Origin of the sequence: Halomonas sp. DN3 (genome assembly GCF_024137905.1) — a bacterium.
Classification (GTDB): domain Bacteria; phylum Pseudomonadota; class Gammaproteobacteria; order Pseudomonadales; family Halomonadaceae; genus Halomonas; species Halomonas litopenaei.
The window spans coordinates 1,538,983-1,556,319 of the sequence record NZ_CP099965.1 but is presented as its reverse complement, the minus strand read 5'-3'; the positions used below and the strand labels follow the sequence as shown (position 1 = coordinate 1,556,319).

At 63.5% G+C, this 17,337-nt stretch carries 17 protein-coding genes and 1 pseudogene; 11 read left to right on the top strand and 7 right to left on the bottom strand.

Annotated elements, in window-relative coordinates:
* The 5 genes from NKF27_RS06910 (at nucleotide 1) to NKF27_RS06890 (ending at nucleotide 4,887) form a co-directional block, all read left to right on the top strand.
* Complete coding sequence (locus tag NKF27_RS06910; RefSeq protein WP_222569109.1) at nucleotides 1-744, top strand: thermostable hemolysin; 744 nt, start codon at nucleotides 1-3, stop codon at nucleotides 742-744.
* On the top strand, nucleotides 737-2,371 hold the full coding sequence (locus NKF27_RS06905) for an AMP-binding protein (protein ID WP_253555847.1): 1,635 nt from the start codon (nucleotides 737-739) through the stop codon (nucleotides 2,369-2,371). The genes NKF27_RS06910 and NKF27_RS06905 overlap by 8 nt, the downstream gene beginning before the upstream one ends.
* Nucleotides 2,368-3,138: a TenA family transcriptional regulator gene (locus NKF27_RS06900; RefSeq protein WP_108131729.1), complete on the top strand. Its 771-nt coding sequence runs from the start codon at nucleotides 2,368-2,370 to the stop codon at nucleotides 3,136-3,138. Before NKF27_RS06905 ends, NKF27_RS06900 begins: the two co-directional genes overlap by 4 nt.
* Nucleotides 3,126-3,956, top strand: coding sequence for an SDR family oxidoreductase (locus NKF27_RS06895; RefSeq protein WP_108131728.1), 831 nt, complete (start codon nucleotides 3,126-3,128; stop codon nucleotides 3,954-3,956). The genes NKF27_RS06900 and NKF27_RS06895 overlap by 13 nt, the downstream gene beginning before the upstream one ends.
* A 151-nt stretch (nucleotides 3,957-4,107) precedes the next feature.
* Nucleotides 4,108-4,887, top strand: coding sequence for a glutaredoxin (locus NKF27_RS06890; protein ID WP_197037071.1), 780 nt, complete (start codon nucleotides 4,108-4,110; stop codon nucleotides 4,885-4,887).
* 85 nt (nucleotides 4,888-4,972) lie between these two features.
* Here NKF27_RS06890 and NKF27_RS06885 read toward each other — a convergent pair whose 3' ends face one another.
* From NKF27_RS06885 to NKF27_RS06850, 7 genes are all read right to left on the bottom strand, one after another.
* Nucleotides 4,973-5,383 (bottom strand): hypothetical protein, encoded by a 411-nt coding sequence (locus NKF27_RS06885; protein ID WP_124802262.1) that lies wholly within the window; start codon nucleotides 5,381-5,383, stop codon nucleotides 4,973-4,975.
* A 133-nt stretch (nucleotides 5,384-5,516) separates the two neighbouring features.
* The gene (locus NKF27_RS06880; RefSeq protein ID WP_108131727.1) at nucleotides 5,517-6,287 is read right to left on the bottom strand and encodes a copper resistance protein B; all 771 of its coding nucleotides are present in this window, start codon (nucleotides 6,285-6,287) and stop codon (nucleotides 5,517-5,519) included.
* A 13-nt stretch (nucleotides 6,288-6,300) separates the two neighbouring features.
* A complete protein-coding gene (locus NKF27_RS06875) occupies nucleotides 6,301-8,181 on the bottom strand; it encodes a copper resistance system multicopper oxidase (RefSeq protein WP_301271184.1) in 1,881 nt (626 codons plus the stop codon).
* Nucleotides 8,182-8,249: 68 nt separating this feature from the next.
* Nucleotides 8,250-9,599 (bottom strand): ATP-binding protein, encoded by a 1,350-nt coding sequence (locus tag NKF27_RS06865; RefSeq protein ID WP_253555846.1) that lies wholly within the window; start codon nucleotides 9,597-9,599, stop codon nucleotides 8,250-8,252.
* Nucleotides 9,586-10,281: a response regulator transcription factor gene (locus NKF27_RS06860; protein WP_240184300.1), complete on the bottom strand. Its 696-nt coding sequence runs from the start codon at nucleotides 10,279-10,281 to the stop codon at nucleotides 9,586-9,588. The genes NKF27_RS06865 and NKF27_RS06860 overlap by 14 nt, the downstream gene beginning before the upstream one ends.
* A 50-nt stretch (nucleotides 10,282-10,331) precedes the next feature.
* Nucleotides 10,332-10,820, bottom strand: a complete 489-nt coding sequence (locus NKF27_RS06855) for a plastocyanin/azurin family copper-binding protein (protein WP_108131725.1) — start codon at nucleotides 10,818-10,820, stop codon at nucleotides 10,332-10,334.
* A gap of 98 nt (nucleotides 10,821-10,918) precedes the next feature.
* The gene (locus tag NKF27_RS06850) at nucleotides 10,919-11,818 is read right to left on the bottom strand and encodes a LysR family transcriptional regulator (RefSeq protein WP_045994126.1); all 900 of its coding nucleotides are present in this window, start codon (nucleotides 11,816-11,818) and stop codon (nucleotides 10,919-10,921) included.
* A 150-nt stretch (nucleotides 11,819-11,968) separates the two neighbouring features.
* On the opposite strand from NKF27_RS06850, the gene NKF27_RS06845 reads away from it, so the two are divergent.
* The 6 genes and pseudogenes from NKF27_RS06845 to NKF27_RS06825 all read left to right on the top strand — a co-directional run bounded on the left by NKF27_RS06845 (nucleotide 11,969) and on the right by NKF27_RS06825 (nucleotide 17,286).
* Complete coding sequence (locus tag NKF27_RS06845; RefSeq protein WP_253555845.1) at nucleotides 11,969-13,102, top strand: 4-oxalomesaconate tautomerase; 1,134 nt, start codon at nucleotides 11,969-11,971, stop codon at nucleotides 13,100-13,102.
* A gap of 128 nt (nucleotides 13,103-13,230) precedes the next feature.
* Nucleotides 13,231-13,632: a hypothetical protein gene (locus NKF27_RS06840; RefSeq protein WP_253555844.1), complete on the top strand. Its 402-nt coding sequence runs from the start codon at nucleotides 13,231-13,233 to the stop codon at nucleotides 13,630-13,632.
* Nucleotides 13,633-13,665: 33 nt separating this feature from the next.
* The gene (locus NKF27_RS06835) at nucleotides 13,666-14,358 is read left to right on the top strand and encodes a hypothetical protein (protein WP_253555843.1); all 693 of its coding nucleotides are present in this window, start codon (nucleotides 13,666-13,668) and stop codon (nucleotides 14,356-14,358) included.
* Nucleotides 14,359-14,459: 101 nt separating this feature from the next.
* Nucleotides 14,460-16,419, top strand: a pseudogene (locus NKF27_RS06830) (tripartite tricarboxylate transporter permease).
* Between the two features lie 422 nt (nucleotides 16,420-16,841).
* Entirely contained in the window at nucleotides 16,842-16,994 is a 153-nt protein-coding gene (locus NKF27_RS21150; RefSeq protein ID WP_222569224.1) for a DUF4160 domain-containing protein, read from the top strand.
* A 10-nt stretch (nucleotides 16,995-17,004) separates the two neighbouring features.
* Complete coding sequence (locus NKF27_RS06825; protein ID WP_253555842.1) at nucleotides 17,005-17,286, top strand: DUF2442 domain-containing protein; 282 nt, start codon at nucleotides 17,005-17,007, stop codon at nucleotides 17,284-17,286.
* Nucleotides 17,287-17,337: the final 51 nt, after the last annotated feature.

Sequence of the window (17,337 nt, the reverse complement as noted above, 5' to 3'; positions counted from 1 at the left end):
ATGGCCCCGGCAATCGCAGCATCGGCCTCGAAGACGACAGCCCACACGGATGCTCCCGAGCCGGACGTGACCTCCGGCCTGTGCTGGGCGTCCCCGGAGCGGCTGGGCGAGGCAAACGCCTTCATCTCCGACGTCTATCGTCTCCATCACAATGCCTCCATCAGCAATCCCTACCAACGCTTGCTGACACTGCGAGACCCCCATGGCGCGCTCGTCGCCACCACAGGACTCAGGCGTGCCGATGAAGGCCCTCTCATGGTGGAACACTACCTCGAGGCACCTGTCGAGATGGTGCTCGCCACTCGTGGCCTCTGCGACCTTGCGCCGCCGCGCCACCAGGTCATGGAGGTCGGCGCCCTGGCCAGCGCATCGCCAGGCGCCGGCCGACGGCTGATGCTGTCGCTGGTGGTGGTGCTCGAGCGACTGGGCATCGACTGGCTGGTGGTGACGGCGTCCAGGGACGTGCGCAACGGCCTCGCCCGGCTCGGCATCGATATGCACACGATCGGTCGCGCCCATCGCCACTGCCTGGACAATCCTGTGGACTGGGGACGGTATTACGAGCGGGACCCCAGGGTCGTGGTGATTCGCCCCCTCGAGGTGGCCAACAGCATGCGCGCCACCCCGCTCGGCGCTTTGCTTCTCGCCGGCGCAGCACAGCTTGCCCCGGAGGCGGCAGATCCCGTACCGGCGCTACCCCATGTCCACGCCTGCTCGGCGGCCGGGGACATGCCCCATGGATAGGCTACACCAGCGCCTGCGCCAAAGGGCGAGGCTGTCGCCGGATGCGGAGAGCCTGCTCGGGCAAACCTCGGATGGCGCCGACATCCGACTTACCGCCCGGCAACTGGAGGCCGCCACCGACGCTGTCGCGCACCAACTCGAGCAGTCGGGCGTTTCTCACCTGGGCCTGCTGGGTCACAACTCTCCTGGCTGGCTGGTCGCCCAGCTCGCTGCCTGGCGGGCTGGCCTGCCGATCACCCCGATACCTGCATTTTTCAGCGAACAACAGCTCAACCACCTGCTCGATACCACCGGGCTGGACGGGCTTCTGATCGCGCAGGACAGCCCGCTGGACGCCTGGCTGCCATCTGCCCGCGCAAACGACTTCAAGCGCCAGCCACTCGACGCTCCGGTCGGCCTGTCCATCGCCTTGTTCCGGCGCCCCTCGACGCCCGCACCACTACCGGACGGAACGCGACTGATCACCTTTACCTCCGGCACCACCGGCACCCCCAAAGGGGTCTGCCTGTCCGGGCCTCATCTCGAGTCGGTCATTGAAGGACTGGAACAGCGCCTTGCAGGTGTTCCCCTCCATCGTCACGGCGTGGTGCTGCCCATAGCGGTGCTGCTCGAACATCTGGCCGGCGCACTCTTCGCCCTCTGGCGAGGAGCCACGATCGTTATCGATACGCCCGATCTTACCGGGCTACATGGCAGCGGTACGCTAGCCCCCGACCAGTGGCAGCGCTGGCTGGCCAAGCGGCGACCCGACAGCCTGATTCTGGTACCGGGGCTGCTCAAGGCGCTAACTCACCTGGCCTCACATCATTCTGCGGCAAACGGGTGGCAACAGGTGTTGTCGCTAGTCGCCGTGGGCGGGGGCCAGGTGCCCCGCCGCCTGCTCGAACAGGCAACCCAGCAGGGGCTCCCTGTCGCCCAGGGCTACGGCATGTCCGAGATGGGCTCGGTGGTCTGTCTGAGCCGCCCAGACGAGCCCCAGGATGGCCGTGTCGGGTGCCCCCTCAAGGGATTGCGCCTGAGCACCGATGAGCAGGGGCAACTGCTGGTCCACGGTCGTCGCATGCTCGGCTACCTAGGGTCCGATCATCACCTTCCGTCAACCGAGATGCCCTGGCCCAGCGGAGATCTCGGTCACCGCCTGGCGGACGGTCACTGGCGCCTGGACGGGCGTCAGCGCAACGTCATCATCCTGTCGAACGGACGCAATCTCTGTCCCGAGTGGCTCGAGGCGGAGCTCGAGCTTATCGACGGTATCGATCGTGCCTTCGTCTTCGGCGAAGGCTTGCCGGGGGTGCTGGCGCTCCTTAGTCCTTCAGCCGCTATCCAGCCCCCCCGCCTGGAAGCCCACATCACCGCGCTCAATCAGCGCCTGCCCGACTACGCCAGGGTCCGCGGCTGGCAGTCGTTGCTACGGCAACTGCCAGGCGTCGCCGAGCCGCTGTCGATCGCCAGCAACGAACTGACCGCCAACGGACGCCTGCGCCGGGCCAGCATTCAGCTCCGCCGCCGCTGCGACATCGAGCGGCTTGTCGCCAGAACCTTCCCCGGCCATGAGCAGGTGTCAGCAGCGCTTTCCTCCGCCGCCGACGGCCTCCCTTCATACCCACAGGAACCCCCACCCCCATGAACACGCTGACCGATACCCCGATCGTCACCTCGCCACCTGTCGACAACGGCAAGCCCGACGGTTTCTACCGCCACCTGCTCGCTGCCACCGAAGACGAACGCCAAGCCTTGATGGGAGGGGAACTGATCGGGCGCGCCCAGGGCGGCAAGATCACGCTGCCCGAATATCGCGCCTTTCTCGCCCAGGCCTATCACCATGTGCGTCACACCGTCTCACTGATGATGGCCTGCGGCGCCGAATTGTCCGCTCCTAACTTCGTGCTGCGCGACAACCTGCGCATGGCCATCGCCGAGTACATCGACGAGGAAAAGGGCCACGAACATTGGATACTCGATGACCTCGAGTCCACCGGCGTCGATCGGCACCACGCGCGTTCACGCCCACCGCTGTTCGAGACGGAATGGATGGTGTCCTACGCCTACGACAGCATCAGACGGCGCCATCCGCTGGCCATGTTCGGCATGGTACTGGTGCTCGAGGGTACCAGCACCTCGGCGGCCAGCGCCGCCGGCAGGGCCATCCGCGATAGTCTGGGCCTGACCGATGACGCCTTCCACTACCTGTTTTCCCACGGCGAACTGGACATCTCCCATATGGCCTTCTTCGCCGAACTGATGGACACCATCACCGACACCGAGGAGCAGGCCCAGATCGTCCATTCGGCCCGCGCCTTCTATCGCCTCTATGGCGCGGTCCATGACGCCGCCCTGCGAGACGCCGAGCACTGGACGGACGAAGCGCTGGAGGCAAACTCATGCCATCACTGAGCGAGCGCAGGATTCTGGTGACCGGCGCCACTGGCGGCATCGGCTCGGCGCTGGTGAAGCGGCTTGACGCCGAAGGCGCCAGCCTGTGGCTGGCAGGGCGTGATGAGGGCAAGCTCAGCGCCCTGGCGGGCGAGCTTGGCAAGGCTGCCTCGAGACACACCCTCGTCGCTGGCGTCGATCTGACCACCGCGATGGGCCGCCAGCGGCTACTCGACCAGCTAAGTCAGGCAGCACCCGAGCAGCGCCCTTCGACGCTGGTCCACCTGGCCGGCATCAATCATCTCGGCTGGTTTCGCGAAACCTCGCCAGACGACGTCATCCGGGTGCTCGATACCAATCTGAGCTCGACCCTGCTGCTGACCCAGGCCCTGCTGCCCTTGTTTCTCGGCCAACCCAGCGCCAACCTGCTGTTCGTTGGCTCACTGCTGGGGCATATCGGCCACCCGGGCTATGTCGCCTACTGCGCCAGCAAGGCCGGCCTCAAGGGCTTCGCCGAAGCGCTGTCCCGGGAGCTCGAAGACACTTCGGTCCGAGTGCAGTACCTGGCCCCCCGCGCCACCCGGACCGCCATGAACGGCCCCGACGCCGAGGCCATGAACGAGGCCCTGGGCAATACCGTGGACAGCCCCGAGCGCGTGGCCGATGCCATCATCACGCAGCTGACAAGTGGCCGGCGTCGCGCCGTCCTCGGCGGCAAGGAGCGCCTGTTCGCGCTGATCAACGCCATCGCCCCCACGCTCGTCGATCGCGCTATCGCCCGGTCCCGAGCCGATATATCCCGCCACCTGGATCCCCCTGCGCAGGTTATCCAGGACTGACCAGCCGATGACCGTATCACCTTGACCCTTGTGCCGCACAAGGGTTTTAGTCTGTGGTGGAGATGCTCGAACTTGCATAGTAGTGACAGAAGCTTCAGGGGCAACCACCCTGGCCTGTCTGGGCTTTTCTCAACCACCACAGGGAGAGGAAATGAGCACGAACACAGCAAGCCCGGCGCAGCGGGCCTCATCCAGCACTGCCCGCCTCTATCGCATGAAGACCGCGGATCACCTCTGCCCCTTCGGCCTCAAGACCTTGTCGCTGCTCAAGCGCAAGGGCTACCAGGTCGACGACCACACCCTGACGTCACGTGAAGCCATCGACCGCTTCAAGCAGGAAGCCGACGTGGACACCACACCCCAGGTGTACATCGGCGACGAGCGCATCGGCGGCTACGAAGAACTGCGCCGCTACCTCGGCATGAGCGTGCCCGGCGACAAGGAAGTCAGCTACCGTCCTGTCATCGCCATCTTCGCCACGGCCCTGCTGATCGGCCTGGCGGTAGGCTGGGTGTCCGGCCAGTCGCTGGTCTCAGTGCGCACCATCGAGTTCGCCGTCGCCTCGGCCATGGTTCTGCTGGGCCTGCAGAAACTGCAGGACGTGGAAAGCTTCAGCACCATGTTCCTGAACTACGACCTGCTGGCCCAACGCGATGTACGCTACGGCTACATCTACCCCTACGCCGAAACACTGGCCGGGATACTGATGCTGGCAGGCAGCCTGATCTGGATCGCCGCGCCTGTGGCCCTGTTCATCGGTACCGTGGGGGCCATCTCGGTGTTCAAGGCGGTCTACATCGACAAGCGCGAACTCAAGTGCGCCTGCGTCGGCGGCAACAGCAACGTTCCCCTGGGCTTCGTTTCCCTGAGCGAGAACCTGATCATGCTGCTGATGGGCCTGTGGATGCCGGCCAAGGCACTGTTAATGTAAGACACGCCTGACCTGACGGCTCCAGACGTGCAGCAAAAACCCGCCAGGCATTGCCTGGCGGGTTTTCTCTGGCACGATGCAACGTTTATTCGAAGCCGACATGCAGACTGTAGCGACCACTGTTTTCATTGGCGCTGCCAAGCACACTGCCTCGCACTTCAAGCTCATAGTTTCCGGGAGTGACAGGTTCCTCCAGCAGGAAGTGGCCGTTGTTGTCCGCGTCGCTGGCCACCAGCTGCCCCGCGGGGGAATACAGCCTTCCCTCGATACTCATCGACTGACTCGAGTCGCTGGCAAGATGTTCACTGCTGACGACGATCATTCCTTCCTCTTCGATCGGCAACCGGTAACGCACGGGTGCACCACGAAGCTGTTGGGTGGCAGACACACCTTGCCGCAAGATTTCGGCTTCCTGCGAATGGCCCTGCGCAGCCCATACCGGTAGAGAAACGCCCACGAGGACAGCTACACCCATCATGTGTTGCCACAATTTCATAACGATTACCTCCTTTGAATGTTGGCACCTTCATGATGTGTCATCTGGCTTAATCTACGCTGAAACATTGAAAAACGGCGTAGTGAAGCAGATCCCGCCAGCGGCCTGAATGGCAACCGTAGGCGTAGAGGCATCAAAACCAGACGCGTAGCCCGGCAACCACTGCGGTGTCTTCCACTTGATCGCCTTCATCACGCGCCATATCGGCAGTATCGCCATAAAGTTTCTGCCAATAGGCGCCGATATAGGGCGCGAACTTGCGATGTAGCTCATAGCGAAGGCGCAGGCCGGTGCGCAAGGAATTGAATCCCTCCCCTACACCGAACTCCTCGGCATCATCGAACGCCACTTCCATTTCCAGGCGAGGCTGCAGATAAAGCCGCTGGGTCAGTCGCAGATCATATTCCTGCTCCAGACTCAAGGAGGTATCACCATCGTCACTGACACGAAGATCCAGCTCGGTTTCCAACCGGTAGGGCGCCAGACCCTGCAGACTGATCACGCCGAAATAGCGCTCGGGATGGTCATCGCTGCCAAGCCCGCCCTGGTAGCCAAGCCCTCCCTGTAGCTCCCAGAAGTCGGCGATCAGTCGGCTATACAGCAGATCCAGCGATTCAAATTCCGCATCTTCGCCATCCCCTTGGGTATTGTTCCCTTCCCCCTTCAGGTAGACGCGATGAACGTCGCCTCCGTACCAGGCTTGAAAATCCCAGGTTACTGCCTCGCTGTCTTCAGACGGCCAGACGTATTCCAGACGGTCGACCAGCACCGAGCCACGCAGATGCTCCTGCATGGGCGACGGCCAGTGATCGGGCGCGTCGTAGCCATCCTCAGCCAGCGCCAGCGACGACAATGCCAGACCAGATAGCGTTGCCAGGCAAATACGGCCCACACGAATTTCCATGCGTCATCTCTCCTCAGGCAACCTTGACGACGCGGAACATGCCGGCGTCCATGTGATAAAGAAGGTGGCAGTGGAACGCCCAGCTACCCTCGGCATCCGCCGTGATCAGTGCAGAAAGGCGCTCGCCTGGCTTGACGTTCAGGGTGTGCTTGCGCGGAATCAGCTCACCGGCACCATTCTCCAGCTCCATCCACATGCCGTGCAGGTGGATCGGGTGCTCCATCATGGTGCGATTGACCAGGATGAGGCGCAGACGCTCGCCCTTGTCGAAGTGGATCGGCCCCGAGACCTCACTGAATTTCTTGCCGTCGAAGGACCACATGTAGCGTTCCATGTTACCGGTCAGATGAAGCTCGAGTTCGCGACCAGGAGGACGACGGTCAGGCCAGGGCGCGATGGCCTTCAAGTCCTGATACACCAGCACACGACGCTCGCGGGCATCCAGGCCGATTCCAGGCTGATCGAGGCGGGAGCCTGGCTGCGCCACGCCCACCGGCAGCATGGCTGTACCAGTGGCGCTCTCCGTACTGTCCATCTGAGCGTGATCCATTCCCGCCATGTTCGAGTGATCCATACCGGCCATCGAGCCGTGATCCATGCCGCCCATGTTCGAGTGATCCATACCGGCCATCGAGCCGTGATCCATGCCCGCCATGCTCGAGTGATCCATACCGGCCATCGAGCCGTGATCCATGCCCGCCATGCTCGAGTGATCCATACCGGCCATCGAGCCGTGATCCATGCCGTCATGGGCTCCCATGGCCTCCATTCCTCGATCGGCGATACGTCGGCGTTCCGGCACCGGCGCCACCATCCCCATACGCGGCGCCAGGGTCCCCCTGGCAAAGCCGCTTCGGTCCATGGACTCGGCAAAGATGGTGTAGGCCACATCGTCTTTCGGCGTCACCAGAACGTCATAGGTTTCCGCCACCCCGATGCGGAACTCTTCGACGGGCACGGGCCGAACCGGCTGGCCGTCGGCCGCCACCACCGTCATTTCGAGCCCCGGAATCCGCACGTCGAAGTAGCTCATGGCGGAGCCATTGATGACACGTAGCCGCTGCGTCTCGCCGGGGCGAAACAGGGCAGTCCAATTGTCATCGGGTGAATGACCGTTGAGCAGATAGGTGTAGGTGGCGCCGGTAACATCGGCGATATCACGGGAGCTCATGCGCATCCGGCCCCACATGGCACGCGCTTCCCAGGTGGAGGCGAGCCCCTGACGGTCCACATCGGCGATGAAGTCACCCAGGGTGCGCTCCTGGAAGTTGTAGTACCCCTCCCCGGTCTTCAGGTTGTGGAAGATGGTCGAGGGGTCCTCGACACTCCAGTCGGTCAGCAGCAGCACGTGCTCGCGGTCATAGCGAAAGGGTTCGCGCTGTTCGGCGTCGATGACCAGGGGGCCCACATGGCCAATCTGCTCCTGCAGTCCTGAGTGGCTGTGGTACCAGTAGGTGCCGCTTTGACGGAGGGGAAAGCGGTAGGTAAAGGTTTCGCCCGGCATGATGCCGGCAAAGCTCACGCCGGGGACGCCATCCATCTCCGGCGGCAGGAGAATGCCGTGCCAGTGAATCGAGGTGGGCTCGTCCAGCAGGTTGGTCACCCGCAGCGTCACGTCCTGCCCTTCCTTGAGCCGGATCAGGGGGCCAGGGCTGGTGCCGTTGAGGGTAATCGGCCGTGCAGACTGGCCAGCGATGGGCACGCTCTGGCGACGTATGGCCAGCGAGATATCCGGACCGCTTTCCACCCCCTTGGGGTAACTCGAAGTCTGTCCCCAGGGGTTGGCCCAGGCAGGCGCCAGACCGAGGGCGGCGGTGCCGATTCCCAGGGCTGCGCTTCCCTTGATGAATCCTCGTCGTGATAGCCGATGTGGCGGTAGAAGTGTCGTCGACATGGGTGCTGTCTTCCTGTGCGATGAACTTCTGCCATCTTCCATCGCCAAGCTGAAAGCCAGCTGAATCCTTAACGCACGGCCTCTCTCTCGGAGGTTGACGCCAGCGCCAACGGCAAGCGGATGGTCACCTCGAGTCCACCGCTGGGCGGCGCCTGAAAGCCGACCTCTCCCCGGTACTGCTCGACCAGTTCAAGCAGAATCGACAGGCCAATGCCGTTGCCTGGCCGCCCTTCATCCAGCCTCTGCCCTCGCCGGCCCAACAGCGGCAGCAACTCCGCCGCCACTCCGGGGCCATCATCCTGGATCTTCAGCTCTAGACATCGCCCCAACGTCAGCGCGAGCCACACCGACTGGTTGGCCCACTTGCCCGCGTTGTCGAGCACGATGCCGATCATTTCCAGGAAGTCCTGTCGCTCCATCTCGATGCAGGCATCCTCGGCGTCCCCGAGGGCCATGACGAAGCGCTTGTCGGGGTACAGGCTTCGAAACATGTCGAAAAGCTGGTCGAGTTCCCGCTTGACCCGGGTGTGCTGGCCGCCACCGGGGCCCGCCAGACGCGCCTGACGCAGATGGGACTCCATCAACTCCTGCATCAGCGTCAACCGCTCCAGCAGACGCTCACGGCGGGATTTATCAAGCTCACGCTTGCTGCGCAGCGCCTGCATCACCGCGGTCAGAGGGGTCTTGAGCGCATGGGACAGGTCGGCAACGGCGTTACGCGAACGCACCAATCGGCGCTCCTGGCTGTCCATCAGACGATTAAGCTGCGAGACCAGAGGGCGGAACTCCTGCGGCACCTTCATTCTGACACGCTGTCGCTGACCACTTCGCAGCTCGGCCAGCTGGCGCTGCAACAGATCCAGTGGCCGCAGGGCGGCATTGACCGCCAACCCGTTAAGCAGCGAAAGAGCCAGCAGCACCAGACCTGCGATGGCGCCAATCCACCAGTGCAGTGCCGCAAGGCCTTCCTCGACGCTGTCGAAGGATTCACCGATGAGCAGCACCCCAGGCCTACCGTCCACCGTAAAGGTTCGCCTCAACACCAGCAGGTGACGCCCCTCCAGGTGCACATCCAGCAGCGACCTGTCAGGCCCATCCAGATGGGGCGTCAGCGCCGACAACCAGCTCGGATGGGAGGTGGTGACGATCTCGCCGCGCTTGAGCACGTACAGGTGATGAAAGACCTCGGCCGACAGGCTCGAGGGCAAGGTGGGGGCCGGTACCGGGTCTGCGGCTTGACGCAGTTGCGCCAGGCGATACTCCGCCTCCTGCCGCAGTCGATCACCCAGAAAGTCCCGCGCGGTCTCGCGCAGCAGCAGGCCATGCATGAACCAGGTCAACCCCATGACCAGTAGGGACACCGCCCCGAGGCTGACCAGCAGGCGCAGACGGAGACTATTGCGTCTAATGCGAAACAAGCACGTACCCCTGGCCTCGGCGGGTCTGGATGACATGCTTGCCCAGCAGACGCCTCAGGCGCGCGATATAGACCTCCACCAGATTGGGCGCCGGGGCATCCTGCTCCAGGGCGTAGAGCTGATCGAGCAGCTTCGTCTTGGAGTGCACCCGGTCAGGGTGGTGCATCAGGTAGCGCAGCAGGCAGAACTCGGTGGCGGTAAGCGTCTGCCATGGGCCTCCCGCGCAACTGACCTGGCGCTGCTCCTCGTCAAGGCGGATGCCATTGACGATCAGCCGCGCCGTCAATTCGGTACGCCGCCGCAGCAGCGCCTGTATCCGCGCCAGCAGTTCCTGTTCGTGAAAGGGCTTGGTGAGGTAGTCATCAGCCCCCCGACGCAGGCCGTCCACCTTGTCCTGCCAGGCATCGCGAGCCGTCAGGATCAGCACCGGAAGGCCTAGGCCGTGTTCACGCTGGAACTCGAGCCAGTCGAGCCCCGAACCATCGGGCAGGCCGATATCCAGAATCATCAGTGCATACTCTTCGCTGTGCAACAGCGCCTTTGCCACGCTCAGTCGCTCGGCTACGTCGACGCGATAGCCATGATCATCCAGCGTATCCTTCAGACTCTCGCAGAGCAGGTCATCGTCCTCGACCAGCAACAGCTTCATCACCATCATCTCCCTGCCAGCGGGCCCCGGCATGCCACGCCTCACTCGAGCCGGACGGGGTGGCCCCGTCCCAGGCTTGCCGCCTATTCTCCCACACTCAGGGTGCCATGCATGCCCGCTTCAAAATGTCCGGGTACATTGCAGGCGAAGGTCAGCGATGCCCCCTGCTCCGGCGCCTTCCAGACAAGCGTTCTGGTTTCTCCCGGCGCCAGAGTCACCGCCGGCATGTTCATGGCGCCGTGCATCTGACTCATGTCGTGGCCGTCACCGTGCATGCCATGCCCTCCCCCCGAGGCCATCTCACGCATCATCTTGCGGTGTTCGTTCTGAGCCTCGGCGGAGCCGATCACGAACTCATGCTCGAGCTGACCGCTGTTGGTGACCTCGAAGGCCACCACCTCCCCGGAGGCAACGCTCAAGCTTTCCGGATCGAACCAGATATCGCCGGCCTCGACGGCGATGGTGCGATCCGCCTGATCGGGGTCCATGGCCTCCGATTGAGCGTGGCCGGGACCTGCCAATGCCTGGGTCGACAACAGGCCAAGAGCGACCACCATCAGTGTGCTGCGCATGACGTCATCCTTCCGTTTTGGGTGTCTCCCTCTGTTTGTAGCGCAAGAACCTGAATCCATACTGAATCGGCGATAGATGGCCATGCGGTTCGCTGCGCCTACGAATGCTTCCACTGTTCCAGCAGCAGATCGATAAACAGCTGGGCGGTGCCCGAGATACTGTGCACGTTGCTGCGTACCAGGCCGATGGTGCGCTGGATGCGTGGCTCCGGCAGCTCCCGCGAACACAGGATCTCGTGATCCGGGCCCGGCATGGTCATGCGCGGCAGAATCGCCACCCCCAGGCCCGACTCCACCAGCCCCAGCGAGGTGGACAGATGCTGTACTTCGTAGAAGCTGTTGAGGTGGATGCCCTCGGCGGACAGCGCATTGTCCAGCAGGGTGCGATTGCCGCTGTCGCGACTGACGGTGATCAGCCGCACCTGCTCGAGGTCTGACCACTCGATTTGCTCCCTGGCCGCCAGAGGGTGATCGGAGCGCAGCGCCAAGACGAAGGGGTCTCTCATCAACTGGGTGAAAGACACCTCAGGCCGCTGGGCGCTGAACATGTTGATGCCGAAGTCGGCCTCGCCGCTGATGACCTTCTCGAGACCCTCGTTGGCGCTGACATCCAGAATACGAATACGGATGCCCGGCCAGGCCTCGCTGAACCCCCTGATCACGCTTGGCAGAAAGTAGAAGGCAGCGGTCGGCAGGCAGGCGATGGTCACGGTGCCGGTCTGGTGGGTGGCCAGCTCGCGGATACCGAGGATCGAGGACTCGTACTCTTCGATCATCCGTCGCGCCCGAGGCAGAAAGTCGGCGCCTATCGGCGTCAGCCGCGTACGCCGGGTGGTGCGCTCGAGCAGGCCCACCTCCAGCAACTCTTCGAGCTTCTGGATTCGCCGTGACAGCGCAGGCTGCGACAGGTGCAGGCGCTGAGCCGCCTCATGGAAGGAGCCCAGCTCCGCGACCTGGATGAAGGCCTGCAGATCGAGAAATTCAAGACGGTGCTGCATCGGGTCACTCTTGCATGAAGGCTTTTGGACTAATAACCATAGCGCATTAATCCCCATTTCGCATTGATAGACGCCAAACTTTGCATTTGAAGCATCAATAGACGCCTGACAAGCTGATACCACGACCTCCAACAACGGCGTGGCATCACGATGATGAACAGCATCCCCTGCATGATCATGCGCGACGGCACCTCCCGCGGGCCCTTCCTGCGCATGAGCGACCTCCCCGACGACGAGCCCGCCAGGGCGGAAATCCTGATCAGCCTGATGGGCTCCGGCCACGCCCTGCAGATCGACGGAATCGGCGGCGGCGACCCGTTGACCAGCAAGGTGGCCATCGTCGAGCGCTCCAGCCACCCGGACGCCGACGTGGACTACCTGTTCGCCCAGGTGGACGTGCTCAACCGCCGTGTCGACTTCAACCCCAACTGCGGCAACATGCTGTCTGCCGTCGGCCCCTACGCCATCGAGTCCGGCCTGGTGGAGCCGCAACCGGACTACACCCTGGTGCGGGTACGCAACCTCAACACCCAGCGACTGATCGAGTGCCACGTACCCACCGACGCCGGCCAGGTCCGCTACGACGGCGACACTCGCATCAGCGGTGTCCCCGGCAGTTCCGCCGCCATTCAACTGAGCTTTCTCGACATCGTCGGAACCAAGACGTCGGGACTGCTCCCGACCGGCCAGGCCGCCGACACCATCGACGGTGTCACCGTATCCTGCCTGGATGCGGCCACCCCGATCATCATGATCGACGCGCGAGAGCTTGGACTGAGTGGCCGCGAGACGCCCCTTGAGCTGGATAGCGACAGCGACCTGCTCAAGCGTCTGGAGAGGATCCGTCGTCATGCAGGAGAGCTGATGGGGCTTGGTGACGTCAGCGACAGCGTGCTACCGAAGCCAGTGCTGGCCTCGCCCGCCGAGGATGCCGAGCGCACCCTGTGCACCCGCTACTTTGTCCCCCATCGCTGTCACAAGGCGATCGCTGTCACCGGTGCCATCGCTGTGGCGAGCGCCGTCAGCGTCCCTGGCACCGTCGCCAATCGCATCGCCATCGATGCAGGGCAACTCAAGGCCGGTGACCTCAAGGCGGCCGTCAGCCTGGAGCACCCGTCGGGCTTCATCGACCTCCAGGTGGAACACCGCGACGGCGACCCCGGCGATATCGCCCGGGCCTCATTGATCCGCACCGCCAGAAAGATCATGAGCGGCACCCTGTTCTACGCCCTGCCCGACCCTACTCTGCCCGGCACGTCTTCCAGCCGCCCCGGCCCGGACTGATCTGCACCGACAAGGACGCTGCGCGGCTGCGCCGAGCGCCGCCGCGCCCGACAACCACAACCGCCATAACAATCACCACCTCCCCAACCGACATAACAATCGTCACAACGACCGTCAGGAGACACGCCATGATGACCCGTAAACCTTCCTCGTTCACCGCATCACGCCTCGCCTTGTCCCGCGTTACCAGGGCCGCGGCACTCGGCATCGCCATCGCAGGCGCCAGCCTCGCCGGCAATGCCCAGGCCGCAGAGGTCGAGGTACCCGCCAATATCAAGTGGACCGTGCCGTTCGGCGTCGGCGGCGGCACCGATGTGTGGGCGCGCTTCTTTTCGCCCTGGCTCAGCGACTATATCCCCGGCGAGCCGACCATCATGATCGACAACGTCCCGGGAGGCGGCTCGATCAATGGCGCCAATCTGTTCGCCATGCGCGCCAAGGCCGACGGTTCAAACTGGCTCGGCACATCGGCCTCCACCCAGTACCCGGCGATGCTGGATGATCGCCGCGTACGCTATGACTACAGCTAATGGACGCCGATCCTGGCGACCCCCACCGGCGGGGTGGTCTATGGCCAGCCGAGCCTTGGCGACACCGCCGACGCGGCGATCGATGCCCTGCTCAGCCAGCCGGTCAAGCTGGCCGCCCAGAACCCCACCGGTCTCGAGCTGCCCGTGCTGATCGCCCTCGACCTGCTCGGCGCCGACGTCCAGGCGGTGTTCGGTATGCGTAGCCGCGGCGAGGGACGACTGGCCTTCGAACGCGGCGAAGCGGACATCGATTTCCAGACCAGCTCGGCCTACCTGAGCAACGTCACCCCGCTGGTCGAGTCCGGCAAGGCAGTGCCGTTGTTCTCGCTGGGCCTGCTCGACGACGACGGCAAGATTGTTCGCGACCCGGCCTTCCCCGACCTGCCGACCTTCAACGAGGTCTACCAGGCGCGTCACGGCGAGGCGCCCTCCGGGCCTGCCTATGAGGCATTTCGCAAGTTCTTCGCCTCTGGCTTCGCCCTGCAGAAGTTGATCATGGTGCCCAGGGACACCCCTCAGGAGCTGGTCGACGCCTACCGTGACGCTGCCCGCGAGTTCGTCGCCACCGATGAGTTCAAGCAGGACGCAGAGGCCCAGCTCGGCCCCTATACCCCGGTCATCGGTGACGTCATCCAGCGCCACCTGGAAGACGCCATGTCGATCGATGAGGCGACCCGTGAGTGGCTGGCCAAGTGGCTCGAGGAGAAGCACAACGCCAGGATCTGACACCGTTCGGGAAGCGCCGGCCGCGACGGCCGGCGCCTCCTGGCTCAACGACTTCAACAAGACGCCCTCGGGCGTCACCAACAACTCGAGAGCCACACGCCATGCTTGATATCCTTCTTTCCAGCCTGGGACAGCTGTTTACCCTGTCCCATCTGCTGTTCATGACGCTGGGGGGTGCTGGTTGGCCTGGTCGTCGGCATCATTCCAGGCCTCGGCGGCATCGCCGGCATGTCACTGCTGCTGCCCTTTCTCTACGGCATGGAGCCCACGGTCGCACTCGGCATGCTGATGGGCCTGGTGGCGGTCATCCCCACCGGCGACACCTTCGCCTCCGTGCTGCTGGGCATTCCCGGCTCCAGCGCGTCACAGGCCACCGTCATCGACGGTTTCTCCCTGGCCAAGAAAGGCCAGGCCGCACGGGCTCTGTCCAGCGCCTTTCTGTCATCGATGATCGGCGGCCTGATCGGTGCCGTGGTACTGACCGGCTTTATCCTGATCGCAAGACCACTGGTGCTGTCGTTCTCGTCATCGGAACTGTTCATGCTGACCCTGCTCGGGCTTTCCATGGTGGCGGTGCTGTCGGGAGCCGACCTGTTCAAGGGTCTGGCCGCCTGTGGCTTGGGTCTGCTGGTGGGGGGTATCGGCATGGCACCGGCCACCGGAGAATTTCGTCTGAACCTCGACATCGACTACCTGTTCGATGGCCTGCCGCTGGTGGTCGTCGGCCTCGGCATCTTCGCCCTGCCGGAGATCATCGATCTGCTGGTCAAGCGAGGCGCCATCGCCGAGAAGCCATGTCGCCTCGGTGAAGGCTGGCGTCGCGGTATCCAGGACGTCGGCCAGCAGCGCGGGCTGGTCGCACGCTGCGCCGCCATCGGCAGCCTGGTCGGCACCATTCCGGGGCTCGCTGGCTCGGTGGTGGACTGGCTGACCTACGGCCATGCGGTGCAATCGGCCAAGGACAGCTCCGAGTTCGGCAAGGGGGATATTCGCGGCGTCATCGCCCCGGAGTCGGCCAACAACGCCTGCGCCTGTGGCGCGATGGTGCCGACCTTGCTGTTCGGGGTGCCCGGTTCAGGCACTGCGGCGGTGTTCCTGGGCGGCCTGCTGCTGCTCGGCCTGCAGCCGGGGGTCGGCATGATCGAGACCCATCTGGACCTGACCTACACCATCATCTGGTCGCTGGCCCTCGCCAATATCCTCGGCGCCGCGCTCTGCCTGATCCTGGCCCGTCCCGTGGCCAACCTGACCCGGGTGCCCTTTGCCACCCTGGCGCCGCTGATCACGGTGCTGATCATGTTCGCCGCCTTCCAGGCCACCCGCGCCACCGGCGATCTGCTCGCCCTGAGTGCCATCGGCGTGCTGGGTGTGCTGTTCAAGCAGGCCAACTGGTCACGTCCGGCCTTCCTGATCGGTTTTGTGCTGGCACCGGGCGCCGAGGCCTACTTCTACCAGGCGGTCCAGTTCCAGGGCACCGACGCCTTCCTGCGCCCCGGCGTGCTGATCATCGGCGCCATGATTCTTGCCGCCATGTTCATTCCGGTGATCGGCAAGCAGATCAAGAAGCGGCGTCAGCCGATGTCGGTGGGCGCCGCGGCCACCGAGCCTAAGCCCGACGCTGAATCCCATCGTCTGGGGATCATCGATATCGTGCTGCTGGGAGCCCTGCTGGTGCTGGCGGCCAGCGCCTGGGTCAACGTCTCGGAGTTGTCACTGATCGGCGGCATCATGCCACGGCTCGCGATTGCCATCATGGCCCTGGCCTGTCTGGCCGAGATCGTCCGCAGCGTGGTACGTCGCCCCCGCTGGGAGCGTCAGACCTTCGCCCGAGAAGCCATCTGGCTGGTCGGCTTCTTTGCCCTCGTCGCCGTCATGCTGACGCTGGGCTTCATCACCACGGCCACAATGTTCACCCTGGTGTTCCTGCTGGCCATCGCCAAGCTCAAGCCCTGGGTCGCGGTGCTGATGGCGCTGGGGGTACTGGCATTCCTGCTGGCGATGGCAGAGTTTCTGACCCTGACCTATCCCCAGGGCATCCTCGACCCGCTGTTGTTCTACTGACCCCCGAAGCGACCCGCAGCAGCCCTGCGAGTACGAAAGCCACCGCTGTACACAGTTGTAACGAGATAAGCCCCGCCTCGGCGGGGCTTATCCTGTAAAGACGTGCGTGAGGGGAACACCATCGAGGTCGACGAGCATCGTCGACGGGGCTCGCTCGCTGGCCGGGCTATCGAGCATAGCGAGAGCCACGAACTTGGCCTGAGCCACCTCGAGATTCACCCGCGTCGGCAAGATCCCCTCTAGCGGCAACGAGCCTTAGGAAAACGACTGACTGTCAGCCGCCTGGTGGATACGATTGGACTCGGGCGTGCCATCTGGACATGACCGCCGCGCCCCGGCTAGCTTGACCACATGTCGCTCGGCTCGACGCTACTGCCGCACACGAATTTGGGCCGAAAAACCTTCGGCAAGACACTGTCAATATCCGTACATGTGAGATTATTCAAGGAGATCTGCCAAGGAAGCAAACCAAGCTTGTCCTGGCATGGGCCGAGCTTCATCAGGACGAATTGATGGCAGACTGGCGACTGGTCATGAACGGCGAAGAACCCTTCAAGATCCAGCCATTACAGTGAGGGGGAAATCATGTACCCATCTGTGAAAAAGGTTACACCGATTGACGACTATCGCCTCTCGATCCATTTTGACAACGGAGAGAATGGCGTCCTGGATATGAAAACCTACCTGGATTTTGGAGTGTTTCAGAAGCTAAAGGATCGCAAGGTATTTGATCGCGTTCGGGTATCATTTGACACCATCGAATGGGAATCAGGAATCGATCTTGACCCAGAGTTTGTCTATGCCAAAAGCCAGCGTACTGACGTGCAACATGGAGAGACAAGCGAAGAACAGGGCACACACAGCTAAGCACGTCACCAGGCCAGACAGCTGGGCTGTCCATGCGCAGATAAAGAACAC

What these genes read in the sequence shown, in the direction of transcription:
- NKF27_RS06900 (WP_108131729.1), top strand. Translation starts at nt 2,368, where the DNA reads ATGAACACGCTGACCGATACCCCGATCGTCACCTCGCCACCTGTCGAC.
- NKF27_RS06825 (WP_253555842.1), top strand. Translation starts at nt 17,005, where the DNA reads ATGTACCCATCTGTGAAAAAGGTTACACCGATTGACGACTATCGCCTC.
- NKF27_RS06905 (WP_253555847.1), top strand. Translation starts at nt 737, where the DNA reads ATGGATAGGCTACACCAGCGCCTGCGCCAAAGGGCGAGGCTGTCGCCG.
- NKF27_RS06880 (WP_108131727.1), bottom strand. Translation starts at nt 6,287, where the DNA reads ATGGAAATTCGTGTGGGCCGTATTTGCCTGGCAACGCTATCTGGTCTG.
- NKF27_RS06840 (WP_253555844.1), top strand. Translation starts at nt 13,231, where the DNA reads ATGATGACCCGTAAACCTTCCTCGTTCACCGCATCACGCCTCGCCTTG.
- NKF27_RS06855 (WP_108131725.1), bottom strand. Translation starts at nt 10,820, where the DNA reads ATGCGCAGCACACTGATGGTGGTCGCTCTTGGCCTGTTGTCGACCCAG.
- NKF27_RS06890 (WP_197037071.1), top strand. Translation starts at nt 4,108, where the DNA reads ATGAGCACGAACACAGCAAGCCCGGCGCAGCGGGCCTCATCCAGCACT.
- NKF27_RS06895 (WP_108131728.1), top strand. Translation starts at nt 3,126, where the DNA reads ATGCCATCACTGAGCGAGCGCAGGATTCTGGTGACCGGCGCCACTGGC.
- NKF27_RS06860 (WP_240184300.1), bottom strand. Translation starts at nt 10,281, where the DNA reads ATGCCGGGGCCCGCTGGCAGGGAGATGATGGTGATGAAGCTGTTGCTG.
- NKF27_RS06885 (WP_124802262.1), bottom strand. Translation starts at nt 5,383, where the DNA reads ATGAAATTGTGGCAACACATGATGGGTGTAGCTGTCCTCGTGGGCGTT.
- NKF27_RS06850 (WP_045994126.1), bottom strand. Translation starts at nt 11,818, where the DNA reads ATGCAGCACCGTCTTGAATTTCTCGATCTGCAGGCCTTCATCCAGGTC.
- NKF27_RS06875 (WP_301271184.1), bottom strand. Translation starts at nt 8,181, where the DNA reads ATGTCGACGACACTTCTACCGCCACATCGGCTATCACGACGAGGATTC.
- NKF27_RS06845 (WP_253555845.1), top strand. Translation starts at nt 11,969, where the DNA reads ATGATGAACAGCATCCCCTGCATGATCATGCGCGACGGCACCTCCCGC.
- NKF27_RS06910 (WP_222569109.1), top strand. Translation starts at nt 1, where the DNA reads ATGGCCCCGGCAATCGCAGCATCGGCCTCGAAGACGACAGCCCACACG.